The organism is Cupriavidus sp. 8B (assembly GCF_054589115.1).
Genome location: NZ_BAAILO010000412.1, coordinates 121,391 through 135,746 on the forward strand (window position 1 = coordinate 121,391; position 14,356 = coordinate 135,746).

Sequence of the window (14,356 nt, forward strand, 5' to 3'; positions counted from 1 at the left end):
CGGCATCCGCACCGCCAAGATCTTCAGGCTCGCGTCATGAACGCCATCACCGAAATCACGCCGCTGTTCGAGATGCGCGGCATCTGCAAGGGCTTTCCCGGGGTGAAGGCGCTGGACGATGTGTCGTTCGCCATCTACCCCGGCGAGGTGCATATGCTGCTGGGCGAGAACGGCGCCGGCAAGTCATCGCTGATGAAAGTGCTGTGCGGCGTCTACGTGGCCGATGCCGGCGAGTTCTATCACGATGGCAGCCCAGTGGCGATCACCAGCCCGGCCGACACCATGCGGCTGGGCATCGCGGTGATCTTCCAGGAGTTCTCGCTGGTGCCTTACCTGGACATCGCGCAGAACATCTTCCTGGGCCGCGAGCCGCGCGGGCGTCTTCCCGGCTCCGTCGACGCAGCCAAGATGCACGCCGAAGCGCGCCGCATCCTCGACATCCTGGGCATGGAGGTGAGCACGCGCACGCCGGTGCATGCACTGGGCGTGGCCCAGCAGCAGATGGTGGAGATCGCCAAGGCGCTGTCGCAGAACGCCCGCATCCTGGTGCTGGACGAGCCCACCGCCGCGCTGTCCGATCGCGAGACGGAGAAGCTGTTCGCCGTGATCGCGCGGCTCAAGGCCGATGGCGTCTCGATGATCTATATCTCGCACCGCATGGCGGAGGTCTTTGCGCTGGGCGACCGCATCACCATCCTGCGCGACGGCCGCAAGGTCGGCGCCTGCCTGCCCGGCGACGCCACGCCGGACGAGCTGGTGGCGCGCATGGTCGGGCGCAAGGTCGACATGAGCTACAGCCGCGAGCGCAGCGCGCAACTGGGCGAAGTGGCGCTGGACGTGCGCAACGTCAGCGCGGACAGCGGCATCGCGGACATCAACCTGCAGGTGCGCGCCGGCGAGATCGTGGGCCTGGCCGGGCTGGTGGGCTCGGGCCGCAGCGAAGTGGCGCGCGCCGTGTTTGGCGCGGACCCGATCCAGCAGGGCGAAATCCGTATCTTCGGCAAACAGCTCACCGGCGGCCCGGACCGCGCCCGTGAGTTGGGCGCAGCGCTGATTCCGGAAAGCCGCAAATCGGAGGGGCTGGCGCTGATCCGCACGGTGCGCGACAACCTGCTGCTGGCCGGCTTGCGGCGCGCCTTTCCCTCGCGCTGGTATCGCGCGGACAAGGCCGAGGCGCTGGCCGAGCGCGAGATCGCGCGGCTGCGCATCGCCACGCCCGACGGCAACCAACTGGCGCAGTTCCTGTCCGGCGGCAACCAGCAAAAGATCGTGATCGGCAAATGGCTGGTCGCCGAAGCGAAGCTGTTTATCTTCGACGAGCCCACGCGCGGCATCGATGTGGGCGCCAAGGCGGAGATCTTTGCCTTGATCGACAGCCTGGTGAAGCAGGGCGCCGGCGTGCTGCTGATCAGCTCCGAGCTGCCGGAAATCATCAATGTCTGCGACCGCACCTATGTCATGCGCGGCGGGCGCATCGCCGGCGAAGTCGCCCACGGCGAGATGACCGAAGAACGCATTCTGCAACTGGGGATGAACGATGCTTGATACCAACGCACTACCGCGCCCGCTTGGCCTGTCCATCGGCAAGGTGCCGGGGTCGGTCTGGGTGCTGCTGCTGCTTTCGCTGGGCTTCAGCGCGACGGGCTCGGGCTTCCTGAGCGTGGAGAACCTGCTGAACATCGGCACGCAATCCACCATCTTGCTGCTGATCGCCTTGCCGATGACGCTGATCATCATGACTGAAGGGCTGGACCTGTCGATGGGCGCCGTGCTGACCCTGTGCGGCGTGGTGCTGGCCATGGTGATGGTGGCGACCGATTCGCTGCCCCTGGCCTTGGGCGCGGCGCTGCTCACCGGGCTGGCGTTCGGACTGCTCAACGGGGCGCTGGTGTCGTGGCTGGAGATCCCGCCCTTCGTGGCCACGCTCGGTACGCTGGGCGCCGCGCAGGGGCTGGCGCTGGTGGCCACCGATGGCCAGAGCGTGACGGGCATCGGCGACACGATCCCGCTGATCTACGCCGGGCAACTGCTGGGCGTGCCGTTCCCGATCTGGATCGCCGTGGTGTTCTACGGCCTGTTCCACTGGCTGCTTTACCACAGCCGTTTTGGCGCTTATGTGTTCGCGCTGGGCGGCAACCGCGAGGCGCTCAAGTTCTCCGGCGTGCGCATCAATGTCTATCTGATCGCCGTCTATGTGCTGGGCGGGCTGATGGCCGGCGTGGCCGCGCTGCTGCTCACCGCGCGCATGAATGCCGGGCACCCGACGGCTGCCATCGGGCTGGAGTTCGACGCCATCGCCGCGGTGGCGGTGGGCGGCACCACCTTCGACCGCGGCAACGGCTGGCTGCCCGGCACGGTGCTGGGCGTGCTGGCGGTGGGCGTGCTGCGCAACGGGCTCAACCTGGTGGGCGTGCAGTCGTCGGTGCAGGTGGCGGCCATCGGGCTGCTGGTGCTGGTGGTGCTGCTGATCGAATCGTTCAAGGGGAAAGCATGAACACGGCGACTCTGTTCCCGCCACTCTCGGCGGATGCCCGCTCGTTTGCCTACCGGCTGTTCGCGCTGGGCCTGCTGTGCCTGCTGCTGGCGGTGGCATCGGACGCGTTCCTGACGCTGGGCAATATCCTCAACGTGCTGCGCCAGGCCAGCTTGCTGTTCCTGCTGGCGTCCGGCGTGACGCTGGTGATCCTGACCGGCGGGCTGGACTTGTCGGTGGGCGCCAACGTGGCGATGTCGGCCTGCGTGGCGGCCACCGTGATGAAAGCCACCGGCTCCACCATGCTCGGCGTGGGCGCGGGGCTGGGCACCGGCGCGCTGATCGGGCTGGCCAACGGCCTGCTGGTGGCGATGCTGCGCATCCCGCCCTTCATTGCGACCTATGGCATGTTGTGGGTGTTGCACGGCGTCACCTACTGGTTCATGGCGGGCGAGACCATCCACGGCTTTCCGGCGGAATTTCGCGCGATCGGCAGCGGCTACCTGTGGGGCGTGCCCATTCCGGTCTACCTGATGCTGGTGTTCCTGGTGACGGGCACCGCCATGTCGCAGAAGACCACCTACGGCCAGGAGATCTACGCCATCGGCGCCAATCCCGTCGCGGCCCGGCTCTCCGGCGTGCCGGTCAAGCGGCGGCTGGTGCTGGTGTACCTAGTGAGCGGCGCCATGGCCGGCATTGCCAGCCTGGTGTTCCTGGCACGGCTCAACTCGGCCGAGGGCGACATTGGCGAGGCGCTGACGCTGCCTGCCATCGCCGCGGTGCTGATCGGCGGCACCTCGCTGTTCGGCGGGGTGGGCCGGGTATCCGGCACGCTGGTCGGCGCCATCATCCTCACGCTGGTGCTCAACGGCATGAACCTGCTCACCGTCAGCGCCAACTGGCAGCCGCTGGTGACGGGCGTGATCGTGGTGCTGGCGGTATTCCTGGATACGCTGTCGCGCAAGCGGCTGGGTGTGAGGTCTTAGTTCGAGGTCTTGGTTCGAGATCGTTAGTCAATGTCGCAAGCTTTTCATGAAAGACAAAGGAGACAACATGAACGTACGTAACCTGAAGTATCTGGCCGGCGTGCTGGCCCTTGGCATGCTGTCGGCGCAGGCCCACGCGGACGGCGAGCGCATCGCGGTGTTCACCAAGAACCAGACCAACCCGTTCTTCCAGGTGGTGCGCCAGGGCGCGGACGCCGCGGCCAAGAGCATGAACGCGCGCGTCACCCACTACATCCCCACCAAGCCGGACAGCATCCCGGAGCAGATGAGCCAGATCGAGGACGTGATCGTCAAGAAGGCCGACGCGATCGTCTTCGTCCCGGTGGACTACAAGGCGATGGGCCCGGGCGTGAAGAAGATCAACGCGGCCAACATCCCGGTGGTCAACGTGACCGACAAGAGCGACGTGGGCAACTTCGTCTCCTTCGTCGGCGCCAGCGACTATGACCTGGGGCAGAAGACCGCCACGCACCTGTTCAAGGCCATGGGCGGCAAGGGCAACGTGGTGCTGCTGGAGGGCATCAAGGGCTCGCTGACCAATATCGACCGCGTCAGGGGCATGCACGATGCGCTCAAGGCCTTCCCCAACATCAAGCTGGTGGCCTCGCAGCCGGCCAACTACCAGCGCCTGCAAGCCCTGCAGGTCATGGAAAACCTGATGCAGTCATACCCGCAGATCGACGGCATCTTTGCCGCCAACGACGCCATGGCGATCGGCGCCATCGAAGCGCTGCAAGGCGCCAACCGCAAGGCGCTGGTGTCTGGCATCAACGGCACGCAGGAGGCCATCGACGCGATCAAGGCCGGCACCATGCTTGCCACCGGTGACTACAATGGATTTGCCCAGGGTTGCCTGGGCATGACCGCCGCCATCCGCAAGCTGCGTGGCATGCCGGTTACCCAGAGCATCGTGCTACCGGCCACGGTGGTGGACAAGACCAACTACCAGTCGATCGACATCCCGGTTGCCAAGCGCACCTGCCCGCGCTGGGAAGACGCCACCAAGGCTTGACCGCCACAGGTTCATGCATTCATACGTCGCTAAGTCCATAACGGAACACACATCATGCGCAACCTAGACGAAGAGACCATCACGCAGGCCGTGCTGGCGCGGCATGCCGACATGCCCAACGGACGGCTGAAGGAGATCATGACCAGCCTGGTCCAGCATCTCCACGCTTTTGCCCGCGAGGTGCAGTTGACCGAGGCCGAATGGGCCGAAGGCATCAAGTTCCTGACCGAAGTGGGTCATACCTGCACCGGCAGCCGGCAGGAGTTCATCCTGCTGTCCGACACACTGGGCCTGTCCACGCTGGTCACCGCGCAGAACCACAAGAAGCCGCGTGGCTGCACCGAGGCCACGGTGTTCGGGCCGTTCTACGTGGATGACGCGCCGGAGTACGAACTGGGCGCCGACGTAGGCAACGGCATGGCCGGCGAGCCGTGCTATGTCAGCGGCAAGGTCAAGAGCGTGACGGGCGAGGCGGTGCCGAACGCGCGGCTGGAAGTCTGGCAGGCGGATGTGGAAGGGTTCTATGATGTGCAGCAGGCGGGGCTCGATGGCCACCAGGGCCGCGGCACGCTGAAAGCCGACGAGAGCGGCGGCTTTCACTTCAAGTCGATCGTCGCCGAGTGCTACCCGATTCCGCACGATGGCCCGGTGGGCCGCATGCTCGATGCCATGGGCCGCCATCCGTGGCGTCCCGCGCACCTGCACTTCATGATCTCCGCACCGGGGTTTGAGACGCTCGTCACCCATGTGTTCCGCGAAGGCGGCGAATACCTGGATTCCGACGCTGTCTTCGGCGTGCGCAGTTCCCTGATCGCTGACTGGGTGCGGCACGAAGCCGGCACCGCCCCCGACGGCACGCCGAGCGCCACGCCGTTCTACACGCTGGATTTCGATTTCATTCTCAACCCGGCACCGCAAGCGCCGGCGCCGTCCCGGAGGTAAGCCCCATGCTGTTCGTATTTCATCTGCTCGACAAGCCCGGCACCAGCGAACTGCGCACCCGCGTGCGCCCGGAGCACAAGGTCTATCTCGGCGCCAAGGCCGACAGCATCGCCTTTGCCGGCCCGCTGCTGGGCGAGGACGGCACCACCATGGTCGGCAGCCTGCTGGTGATCGATTTCCCGTCTCACGAGGCGGCCATGGACTGGCTGGCAGGCGAGCCTTTCACGCAGGCCGGCGTCTACGGGCATTCGACGGTGCATGCCTTTAGCAACCTGTGGCAGCAGAAGGCCGGCTTCCCGCCCGCTTGACAACAGGCAAGATCACGACGATCAGCAAAGATCAGGAGGGAGAAAACGTGTCCATCGTCAAACACATCGTGATGTGGAACCTGCGCGGAGAAACCGAAGTCGACAAGCAAGACGCCGTGGCCCGGCTCAAGCTTGCGTTCGAAGGGCTTCGCGGCCGGATCCCCGGAATGCGCCACCTGGAAGTCGGCGTGGACTCGAGCAAGGTCAACTACGCCTGCGACGTGGTCCTGTACTCCGAATTCGAATCGCAAAAGGCGCTGGAGGGCTATGCCAGCCATCCGGAGCACCTGCGGGTGAAGGAGGAACTTGGTGACTTGCGCATTGCCCGGCACCAGGTGGACTACGAGCCGTCCGCGTGAGGACGTGAAGGTCGTGACGGTCGTGACGGTCGTGACGGTCGTGAAGAGGGAACCGGTGGCGGTCAGAAGCTTCGCGCCGCCGTCCCTTGGTTCGCCGGCGGAAACACGCACCACGAGCCGTCGCCATGGCGAAAGAAGAACAGCATGTCGGCCGCACGTTGCACGCAGACATAAGGCACCCGGCCGGTACGCATCCTGCCGAAGCGCGCGACGCGCACGAGGCGGCCTTCGACAGGGCCAATCCACTTGGCCACGATCGTATGCAGGTTGTTGGTATCTGATCGCATGTTCTGCTCTCCGCTTTCCGCTTTGGGATGGAACCCTTGATTCCATCGTAGGAGGGAACGGGTCGCGGCGAAGTCGGATGGGCGGCAAATGCGCATCGGCGGAAGCGGAATCCGGCGTCGGTAATTGGCTTACAAAGAGGGGGAGGTTGGGGGAGGGGGAGGGAAGGGGATGTTGGGGAGGTCGGCAATGGCCCGCGCGGCCCGGCCTCGCAAGGAAGCCGGGTTCACCTTAATGCGCTTCAATGCGCTTCAAGGCATTTCAGTCCCGATCCCGGCCACCGCCCCGGGACATCAGCAGGCCCAGGATAATGCCTGCGCCAACCGCCATGCCCATCGACCGCAGCGGCTGCTCCTTGACATAAGCCGCGGTGTCCTCCGCGCGCCGCGTGATTTGCTGGCGCACGTTGTCCGAGATGCCCTTGGCCGCCTCCTTGGCCGTGGCCATCTTGTTCAGGAAGTCCTGTTTGGCCTCTTCCATCGCGGCGGCCGACATAGAGGGCAGGCGGCCGATCAGGTCGTCGAGTTCCCGCTTGAGCCCGGAGGCTTCCTCCCGCGCGACAGCGCCGACCTGGCGGCCGGCGGATTTGGTGGCGTCCAGCACGTTCGAGGTTGCCGTGCCAACCTTGCCCGCGATACGCGAGGCTTCGTCCTGCGAGGACGATTGTCCATTGCCAAAGGTTTCCATCTGGGTACTCCTGAAATGTGGGTGGGGGGCAGGGTCTAGGCGCAGTTTTCGTGCCATGCGGCAATGCGCGCTCGTTGCGGTAACTGCGCGGGTTGGCACGGGTCGGGACGGAAAGAAAGTTACCGGTCCTTGTAATTCTTCCCGTGACGCGAAAGCCTGGGCTGCGCTGCCACCTGTGCCACCGCCTTGGCATGTTCGTTGCGCGCTCTCCGGCACGACCCTTTTTTAGGAGACGAACATGGGACAACTCAATCCCGGCATGCCCGCCGGTAGCAAGGGCGCGGCCATTGTCGGCAGCGGCGTGGGCGATGGCCCGGGCCCGGAAGTGATGGCGGCATCGACGCTGGATGGCGACAAGGTGTATTCCTCGGACGGCGAACACGTAGGCAAGATCTCGGAGATCATGCTCGACGTTCGCGGCGGGCGCATTGCCTACGCGGTGCTGACCAGCGGTGGCTTCCTCGGGATGGGCGACACCCTCCACGCCATTCCCTGGAGCGCGCTCACCCTGGACACCGACGAAAAGTGCTTCCGCATCGGCGTGACCGCGCAACGCATCAAGGACGCCCCGGGTTTCAACAAGGACAGCTGGCCGGCCATGGCGGATCCCCAATGGGGCACAACGCTGCATGAGTACTATGGCCGGAACCCTTACTGGATCGTGGACGCCGGGCCGCTATAGGTCCGCTGTGAGGCCGCTTCCAGCTGCTCTGTGGCTGGGGCGGCCTGTCGGGCAGGCTGTCCACCGGACGGGGCAGCCTTGACGCGCCCCCGCAAGCAGCGTCTTGCACGCTGATGCGGGGGCGGCGTCTTTCCGTGTATTGCGCGCACTGCTGTGTTTCCCTCCCCGTTTTTCCTCGAGTCGCCGGCATGCGATCCCGCTGCGCGGGCAGCCTTGCCGCGTCCGTGCGAGAATCTCCCTCGGCCTGCTGTTCGACAGGCATGGGATGAACGCCGGATGCCCGACGTTCAAAACGATAAATTCGCGCGCGAAGGCGGTTCCCCCGGGACCCGGTTATCGCGACGCCAAATGGAGACAGGACCTTCCTATGGGCATCACAGAACTTCTGGCGCAGCCGATTGGCAACCTTGCGGACTGCGTTCAACTGCACGCCGCCGAGCGGCCCGGGCATGTCGCGGTCGTCGACAGCCGCGGCTCGCTCACCTATGCCGAATTCGACGCGCTGGTCGACCGCGTCGCCACCGCCCTGCAACGCGACGGCTTGCAGCCCGGGGCCTCGCTCGCCATCTGCGCGGCAGCGTCCATCGAATACGCCGCGATCCTGATCGGCGGCCTGCGCGCCGGCGTTGCCCTGGTGCCGCTCGCGCCGTCCTCCACGCCGGCAAGCCTGGCGGGCATGGTCGAAGACTCCGACGCCCGGCTGCTCTTTGTCGATGCGGACGTCCTGCGTGAGATCGCGCCGGTGAAGGACAACATCCATGCCCGGCTTGTCGGGCTGGCCGACGCGCCCGCCGGCCTGTCCTTCGAAGCCTGGCTGGCCCCGCAGGGCAGCCGCCCGCAGGCGCATCCGATTGAGCCGCAACAGGTGTTCAACATCATCTACTCCTCGGGCACGACCGGGACGCCCAAGGGCATCGTGCACGCCCACGCCCTGCGCTGGAACCAGATCCGCCGCGTCCAGGAGTCCGGCGGCTACGGTCCCGACGCTGTTACGCTGATCTCCACGCCGCTGTACTCCAACACCACGCTCGTCAGCTTCATCCCCACGCTGGCGCTCGGCGGCACCGCCGTGCTGATGCCCAAGTTCGACGCACAGCGCTACCTGCAACTGGCCGCGCAGCATCGCGTTACGCACAGCATGCTGGTGCCGGTGCAATACCAGCGCCTGATGGCGCGCGCGGACTTCGATGAATACGACCTGTCGTCATACCGGATGAAGTTCTCCACCAGCGCGCCGCTGTCCGCTGCGCTGAAGGCCGAGATCCTCAAGCGCTGGCCCGGCGGCCTGGTCGAGTACTACGGCATGACCGAAGGCGGCGGCAGCTGCGTGCTGGCCGCGCACGAGTTCCCCGCCAAGCTCCATACCGTGGGCAAGCCCATGGAAGGGCACGACATCCGCCTGATCGACGACAACGGCAGCGAAGTGCCCGTGGGCGAGATCGGCGAAGTCGTCGGCCATTCCAACGCCATCATGGCCGGCTACCACAAGCAACCGGAGAAGACCGCCGCGGCCGAATGGCGCGACGCCACCGGCAAGCTCTTCATCCGCACCGGCGACGTTGGCCGCTTCGACGAAGACGGCTTCCTCACGCTGATGGACCGCAAGAAGGACATGATCATCAGCGGCGGCTTCAACATCTATCCCAGCGATCTCGAAGGCATCCTGCAGCAGCATCCCGACGTGCTCGATAGCGCCGTGGTTGGCGTGCCTTCGCAACGATGGGGTGAAACGCCGGTGGCGTTCGTGGTTCGGCGCGAAGGTGCGACCGTGTCCGTTGAGGCGTTGATGGCGTGGACCAATGAGCAGGTTGGCAAGACGCAGCGGCTTGCGGTGCTGGAACTGGTGGACGTGCTGCCGCGCAGCGCGATCGGGAAGGTGCTCAAGCGGGAGCTGCGGGACGGGTTCAGGCCCGGGCGGCCGCTGGATTGAGGTACTCCTCCCCGCCCGCAAAGCGGGCGAGGGGAGGACGCAGGAATCCTATGCCCCGGAGCCGGCCCGCGCCGCTCCGGCGGCCAGCCCCTGTACCTGCGCCGCCCCCTTTGGCGAGATCATGCCAATGAAATCCTGCATATAGCCGCGTACATACTGGTCGTCCCTGAAGCTGATGGCCGCCATGGAGGCTGGGAAGATCCCCTTGGTATCGATCACCGCCAGATCAATGTCCCGCGCCGGCTCTACCGCCATCTGCTGCACAACGGCTACCCCCAGCCCCGCCGCCACATAGGCCTTGATCACATTGGCATCGGTTGCCCGCACCACTACCCGCGGCGACAGGCCCTTGCGCTGGAACTCCCGCATCACCACCCACCCGGAATTGAAATGCTCGTCATAGGTCACGAGCGGATACTGCGCGATATCCTCGATCGTGACCTTGTTCAGCTTTAGCAGGGGATGCCGCTTGGGCACGATCAGGCAGCGCGGGATGGGGTAGGCCTCGAGCGTGATGATGCCCTCCGGCGTCTTCTGCGGCAGCGTCGACACGCCGAGTTCCACCGCCCCTTCGGCCACCCACTGCACGATTTCGGCGGGCGTGCCTTGCAACAGCTCCAGGTTGACCGCCGGATGGGCGGCGCTGAAGCGCCGGATCACATCGAGCAGGGCGTAGCGGGCGTGGATATGCGTGGTGCCCACGCGCAGGGTGCCGCTGCTCGTGGCGAGGTTGGCTTGCGCCAGGTTGGTCAGCGCGCGCGTGTCGTTCAGCACGCGGCGGGACAGTGCCGCTGCTTCTTGTCCCGCATCCGTGAGCGCTACCAGCCGGTTGCCGCGGCGCACGAACAGCTCCACGCCAATCTCATTTTCCAGCGACCGGATCAGTTTGCTGACGGCGGGCTGGGTCGTGTGCAGCGCATCCGCGGCCCGGGACACGCTGAGGTTGCTGGCGATCACGGCCTGGATGCAGCGAAGTTGCTGGAGGGTCATATCATGCCATTTTGGCAATGATTGTCTACGAACATGTCATTTTACAGAAAGATGTGGGAGGCAGAGAATCGCTACATCTTCTTCCAGCGTAAAAGGCCTCGGCAATGACATCCAGCGTGTTCGACCAGTCCCTGCAGCAGCATATGTGGACCACGGATGAGATGCGCGCCGTGTTCTCTGAGGAGAACCGGGTGCAGAAGTGGTTCGATTTCGAGGCGGCGCTGGCCCTCGAGCAGGCGGCGCTGGGCATCATTCCCTCGGCCGCGGCCAGCGAGATCGCCGCGCGGGCCAATGTCGCCGATATCGATATGGCGGCGCTCGCTCACGAAACGCGCCGCGTGAAGCACCCGCTGGTGCCCGCCGTGCGGGCGCTGCAGCGTCAGTGCGCCAGCGAGTTGGGAGAGTTCGTGCATTTCGGGCCGACATCGCAGGACGTGTACGACACCGGCATGATGCTGCAGGTGCGCGAGGCGCACCGCATCCTGATGCGCGACCTGACCGGGGTCTCGCGCGAGCTGTATCGCCTGGCGGATGCGCACAAGCACACGCCGATGGCCGGGCGGACCCATTCGGTGCAAGCGCTGCCGATCACCTTTGGCCATAAGTGCGCGGTCTGGCTGTCGGAGCTTGGTCGCCACCACGAGCGGATGCTGGCGCTGGAGGATCGCACCTTCGTTGGCCAGATGGTGGGCGCGGTGGGCACCAAGGCCTCGTTCGGCCCACAGGCCATGGCGCTGGAGGCGCGGCTGATGGCGCGGCTCGGCCTGAACGTGGCCGATATCAGCTGGCAGCCCGCGCGCGACCGCCTTGGCGAGTATGTGAGCGTGCTCGGCCTGATCGGCGCCACGCTGGGCAAGATCGCCAACGCGATCATGAACCTCGAAGCCGACGAAGTGGGCGAGCTGGCGGAGCCGTTCGTTGAGGGCAAGGTGGGGTCGTCCACCATGCCGCACAAGCGCAACCCCGCCGTGGTGGAGACCGTGGTGACCCTCAGCCGCGCCATCCGCTACAGCGTGGCGATGATGCACGACGCGCAGATGGCGGAACACGAGCGTGACGTGGCGGCGGTGCGCATGGAGTGGAAGGCGGTGCCGGAGGCTTGCATGATGGCGGCGGCGATGCTGCAGATGATGCATTACGCGTTGTCCGGCCTGACGGTCAACGCCGAGCGCATGCGCGCCAACCTGGATCTGCTTGGGGGCTTCCTGATGTCGGAGCGCGTGATGTTCGCGCTCTCCGAGAGCGTCGGCAAGCAGACCGCGCATGAACGGGTCTACGCCGCTGCCATGCAGGGCATGGAGGGCGGCCTCACCTTCGAAGAGGCGCTGCGGCGCGATGCCACCATCTGCGAAGCGCTCGACCCCGCCACGCTCAAGCAGCTGCTCGATCCCGCCACCTACGTCGGCCTGGCGCCCGAGATTGTCGACAGCCTGCTCGGCAAGATTCGCGCAAGCGGCTGGCTGGACTGAATGCCCGCAGGCACATACCTAAAACAAAAGGAGACACCATCATGAACCGAATTGCCCAGCAGCTTGGCCGGGTTGTCGCCACGGCATGGCTTTGCGCATCCGCCGCCGTGGCCACCGCCGCGCCCGCCGACACCTATCCAAACCGCCCCGTGCGCGTGGTCGTGCCTTATCCGGTCGGGGGCGGCGGCGATACGGTTGCGCGTCCGCTCACCTTGTACCTCTCGGAGCGGATGGGCCAGCGCATCATCGTGGACAACCATGGCGGGGCCAACGGCAACATCGGCATGGATATGGTCGCCAAGGCGCCCAACGATGGCTACACGCTGGCGCTGGCGCTGACCTCGCAACTGGCGGTGAACCCGAGCCTGTACCGCAATCTTCCCTATGATCCGATCAAGGATTTCGAGCCGGTGTCGCTGGTGGCCTCGGCGCCTTACTTCCTGGTGGTGCATCCGTCCGTGCCCGCGAAAAACCTCGCCGAGTTCATCAAGCTGGTCAAGGCGAACCCCGGCAAGTACACCTATGGATCGTCCGGCAATGGGAGCGGCCCGCACCTGTCGATGGAGCTGCTGAAATCGATGGCGGGGCTCGACCTTGTCCACGTGCCCTTCAAGGGCACCGGCCCGGCCATGCCCGCGCTGCTTGCCGGCCAGGTGAACGTGATGTTTGCCAGCTACGGCGTAGCGTCCCAGCAGATCAAGGCGGGCAAGCTGCGCGTGCTGGCCGTATCCACGGCGCAGCGGGCGGTCTCGATGCCTGAAGTGCCCACCATCGCCGAAGCCGGCGTGCCGGGTTACGAGTCGAACGTCTGGTATGCGCTGTTGGCGCCCCGTGGCACTCCGCGCCCCATCGTCACGCGGCTGAGCAACGAGATCGCCGGCCTGATCAAGGACTCGGAGCTGCGCCGCCGCTTCCTGGTCGACGGCATCGTGCCGGTGGGCTCCACGCCGCAGGCGCTAGGCGCCTACATCACGTCCGAGAGCACGAAGTGGGCGGCCATCGTCAAGCGCTCGGGCGCCACTATCGACTAGCCGTGGGCTTGGTCAGCCGCCAGCGCATCGCACAACGCCGCACCATACAGCAAACAGGAACACCGCAACCATGAAGATCGAACGCGTCGAGGCAATCGCCGTCAGCATCCCGCTCAACAAAGTGTTCACCGGCAGCTCCTACCGGGTCACCAGCCGCGCGACGGTAATCACGCGCATCCATACCAACTCAGGGCTGGTCAGCGAGGTGTACAACGGCGACCCCCGCGAACACGGCCCGGAGATCGCTCGCATGATCGAGCAGGACATGGCGCCGCTGCTGGTCGGTGAATCCATCTATGCTTGCGAACGCATCTGGGAAAAGCTGTTCCGGCTGACCATCGCGGCGCCCGACCGGCCACTGGTGATGAACGCGATCGCGTGCGTGGATACGGCCGTGTGGGACCTGGCGGGCAAGTCGCTCGGCATCAACGTGTGCCGACTGCTTGGCGGCTACCGCCAGGAGATCCCGATCATTGCCATCGCTGGCTACTACCTGCCTGGCAAGACACCGTCCGACCTGGCCGCCGAAATGGCATGGCTGAAGTCGGTGGGCATGGCGGGTTGCAAGGTCAAGGTGGGCGGCGTATCGCCCGAGGAAGACGCAGAGCGCGTGAAGCATGCGCGGCAGGGTGGCGGCGACGATTTCCTGATCGCGGTGGATGCCAACCGTGGCTGGAACATCCAGGATGCGACCCGCTTCGCCCGGTTGATCGAGCCGTACAACATTGCGTGGTTCGAGGAGCCCTGCCACTGGCATGACGATGCGCGCGGCATGGCGGCCGTGCGGCGCGCCACATCGATTCCCATCAACGCGGGCCAGAGCGAAGTCAGCGCCGCGGGCGTGCGCCGCCTGCTGGACGCTGAAGCCGTGGACATCATCAACTTCGACGCATCGGAGGGCGGCGGCCTCACCGAGTGGCGCCGCGCCGCGGCAGCCTGCGCGCTTGCCGGCGTGCGCATGGCCCACCACGAGGAGCCGCAGATCGCTTCGCACATGCTCGGCGCGATGCCGCACGGGATCTGTGTGGAGTGCTTCCCGGACCCGGACCGCGACCCGATCTTCCCAGGCATGTGGGTGAATCCGCCCGCCGTTAAGGACGGCATCATGGCGATTCCGCAAGGGCCGGGATTCGATATCCAGCTCGACTGGGAGATGGTGAAACGGTATCGGGTGAACTAGG

At 65.8% G+C, this 14,356-nt stretch carries 15 protein-coding genes; 12 read left to right on the forward strand and 3 right to left on the reverse strand.

Annotation, left to right across the window (positions count from 1 at the left end; translation table 11 throughout):
• The first annotated feature begins 36 nt into the window (after positions 1–36).
• From ACYP5B_RS39260 to ACYP5B_RS39290, 7 genes are all read left to right on the forward strand, one after another.
• Positions 37–1,545: a sugar ABC transporter ATP-binding protein gene (locus ACYP5B_RS39260; RefSeq protein ID WP_459573210.1), complete on the forward strand. Its 1,509-nt coding sequence runs from the start codon at positions 37–39 to the stop codon at positions 1,543–1,545.
• Positions 1,538–2,494: an ABC transporter permease gene (locus ACYP5B_RS39265; protein ID WP_459573211.1), complete on the forward strand. Its 957-nt coding sequence runs from the start codon at positions 1,538–1,540 to the stop codon at positions 2,492–2,494. The genes ACYP5B_RS39260 and ACYP5B_RS39265 overlap by 8 nt, the downstream gene beginning before the upstream one ends.
• On the forward strand, positions 2,491–3,459 hold the full coding sequence (locus tag ACYP5B_RS39270) for an ABC transporter permease (protein ID WP_318235252.1): 969 nt from the start codon (positions 2,491–2,493) through the stop codon (positions 3,457–3,459). Before ACYP5B_RS39265 ends, ACYP5B_RS39270 begins: the two co-directional genes overlap by 4 nt.
• A 67-nt stretch (positions 3,460–3,526) precedes the next feature.
• On the forward strand, positions 3,527–4,492 hold the full coding sequence (locus tag ACYP5B_RS39275) for a sugar ABC transporter substrate-binding protein (protein WP_400096430.1): 966 nt from the start codon (positions 3,527–3,529) through the stop codon (positions 4,490–4,492).
• Between the two features lie 54 nt (positions 4,493–4,546).
• Positions 4,547–5,434, forward strand: a complete 888-nt coding sequence (locus tag ACYP5B_RS39280; RefSeq protein WP_459573212.1) for an intradiol ring-cleavage dioxygenase — start codon at positions 4,547–4,549, stop codon at positions 5,432–5,434.
• 5 nt (positions 5,435–5,439) lie between these two features.
• Positions 5,440–5,742, forward strand: a complete 303-nt coding sequence (locus tag ACYP5B_RS39285) for a YciI family protein (protein WP_459573213.1) — start codon at positions 5,440–5,442, stop codon at positions 5,740–5,742.
• A 47-nt stretch (positions 5,743–5,789) separates the two neighbouring features.
• On the forward strand, positions 5,790–6,101 hold the full coding sequence (locus tag ACYP5B_RS39290; protein WP_318235248.1) for a Dabb family protein: 312 nt from the start codon (positions 5,790–5,792) through the stop codon (positions 6,099–6,101).
• Positions 6,102–6,163: 62 nt separating this feature from the next.
• On the opposite strand, the gene ACYP5B_RS39295 is transcribed toward ACYP5B_RS39290, so the two are convergent.
• Positions 6,164–6,388 carry a hypothetical protein gene (locus ACYP5B_RS39295; RefSeq protein WP_318235247.1) on the reverse strand — a complete coding sequence of 75 codons (225 nt, stop codon included), beginning with the start codon at positions 6,386–6,388 and terminating at the stop codon, positions 6,164–6,166.
• Positions 6,389–6,647: 259 nt separating this feature from the next.
• Entirely contained in the window at positions 6,648–7,073 is a 426-nt protein-coding gene (locus ACYP5B_RS39300) for an ElaB/YgaM/YqjD family protein (protein WP_459573214.1), read from the reverse strand.
• A 238-nt stretch (positions 7,074–7,311) separates the two neighbouring features.
• Here ACYP5B_RS39300 and ACYP5B_RS39305 point away from each other — a divergent pair, with 238 nt between their 5' ends.
• Both ACYP5B_RS39305 and ACYP5B_RS39310 read left to right on the forward strand, forming a co-directional pair.
• Positions 7,312–7,755 carry a PRC-barrel domain-containing protein gene (locus ACYP5B_RS39305; protein WP_459573215.1) on the forward strand — a complete coding sequence of 148 codons (444 nt, stop codon included), beginning with the start codon at positions 7,312–7,314 and terminating at the stop codon, positions 7,753–7,755.
• 367 nt (positions 7,756–8,122) lie between these two features.
• Positions 8,123–9,685: a class I adenylate-forming enzyme family protein gene (locus ACYP5B_RS39310; protein ID WP_459573216.1), complete on the forward strand. Its 1,563-nt coding sequence runs from the start codon at positions 8,123–8,125 to the stop codon at positions 9,683–9,685.
• A gap of 48 nt (positions 9,686–9,733) precedes the next feature.
• On the opposite strand, the gene ACYP5B_RS39315 is transcribed toward ACYP5B_RS39310, so the two are convergent.
• Positions 9,734–10,675, reverse strand: coding sequence for a LysR substrate-binding domain-containing protein (locus ACYP5B_RS39315; RefSeq protein WP_459573217.1), 942 nt, complete (start codon positions 10,673–10,675; stop codon positions 9,734–9,736).
• Positions 10,676–10,779: 104 nt separating this feature from the next.
• Between ACYP5B_RS39315 and purB the strand changes: the two genes are divergently transcribed.
• The 3 genes from purB to ACYP5B_RS39330 all read left to right on the forward strand — a co-directional run bounded on the left by purB (position 10,780) and on the right by ACYP5B_RS39330 (position 14,355).
• A complete protein-coding gene (gene purB / locus ACYP5B_RS39320; RefSeq protein WP_459573218.1) occupies positions 10,780–12,144 on the forward strand; it encodes an adenylosuccinate lyase in 1,365 nt (454 codons plus the stop codon).
• 41 nt (positions 12,145–12,185) lie between these two features.
• Complete coding sequence (locus ACYP5B_RS39325) at positions 12,186–13,175, forward strand: tripartite tricarboxylate transporter substrate binding protein (RefSeq protein WP_459573220.1); 990 nt, start codon at positions 12,186–12,188, stop codon at positions 13,173–13,175.
• A gap of 70 nt (positions 13,176–13,245) precedes the next feature.
• Complete coding sequence (locus ACYP5B_RS39330) at positions 13,246–14,355, forward strand: mandelate racemase/muconate lactonizing enzyme family protein (protein ID WP_459573221.1); 1,110 nt, start codon at positions 13,246–13,248, stop codon at positions 14,353–14,355.
• Position 14,356 lies beyond the last annotated feature (1 nt).

Coding starts and splice junctions, on each gene's coding strand:
- ACYP5B_RS39260 (WP_459573210.1), top strand. CDS start 37: ATGAACGCCATCACCGAAATCACGCCGCTGTTCGAGATGCGCGGCATC.
- ACYP5B_RS39265 (WP_459573211.1), top strand. CDS start 1,538: ATGCTTGATACCAACGCACTACCGCGCCCGCTTGGCCTGTCCATCGGC.
- ACYP5B_RS39270 (WP_318235252.1), top strand. CDS start 2,491: ATGAACACGGCGACTCTGTTCCCGCCACTCTCGGCGGATGCCCGCTCG.
- ACYP5B_RS39275 (WP_400096430.1), top strand. CDS start 3,527: ATGAACGTACGTAACCTGAAGTATCTGGCCGGCGTGCTGGCCCTTGGC.
- ACYP5B_RS39280 (WP_459573212.1), top strand. CDS start 4,547: ATGCGCAACCTAGACGAAGAGACCATCACGCAGGCCGTGCTGGCGCGG.
- ACYP5B_RS39285 (WP_459573213.1), top strand. CDS start 5,440: ATGCTGTTCGTATTTCATCTGCTCGACAAGCCCGGCACCAGCGAACTG.
- ACYP5B_RS39295 (WP_318235247.1), bottom strand. CDS start 6,388: ATGCGATCAGATACCAACAACCTGCATACGATCGTGGCCAAGTGGATT.
- ACYP5B_RS39300 (WP_459573214.1), bottom strand. CDS start 7,073: ATGGAAACCTTTGGCAATGGACAATCGTCCTCGCAGGACGAAGCCTCG.
- ACYP5B_RS39305 (WP_459573215.1), top strand. CDS start 7,312: ATGGGACAACTCAATCCCGGCATGCCCGCCGGTAGCAAGGGCGCGGCC.
- ACYP5B_RS39310 (WP_459573216.1), top strand. CDS start 8,123: ATGGGCATCACAGAACTTCTGGCGCAGCCGATTGGCAACCTTGCGGAC.
- ACYP5B_RS39315 (WP_459573217.1), bottom strand. CDS start 10,675: ATGACCCTCCAGCAACTTCGCTGCATCCAGGCCGTGATCGCCAGCAAC.
- purB (WP_459573218.1), top strand. CDS start 10,780: ATGACATCCAGCGTGTTCGACCAGTCCCTGCAGCAGCATATGTGGACC.
- ACYP5B_RS39325 (WP_459573220.1), top strand. CDS start 12,186: ATGAACCGAATTGCCCAGCAGCTTGGCCGGGTTGTCGCCACGGCATGG.
- ACYP5B_RS39330 (WP_459573221.1), top strand. CDS start 13,246: ATGAAGATCGAACGCGTCGAGGCAATCGCCGTCAGCATCCCGCTCAAC.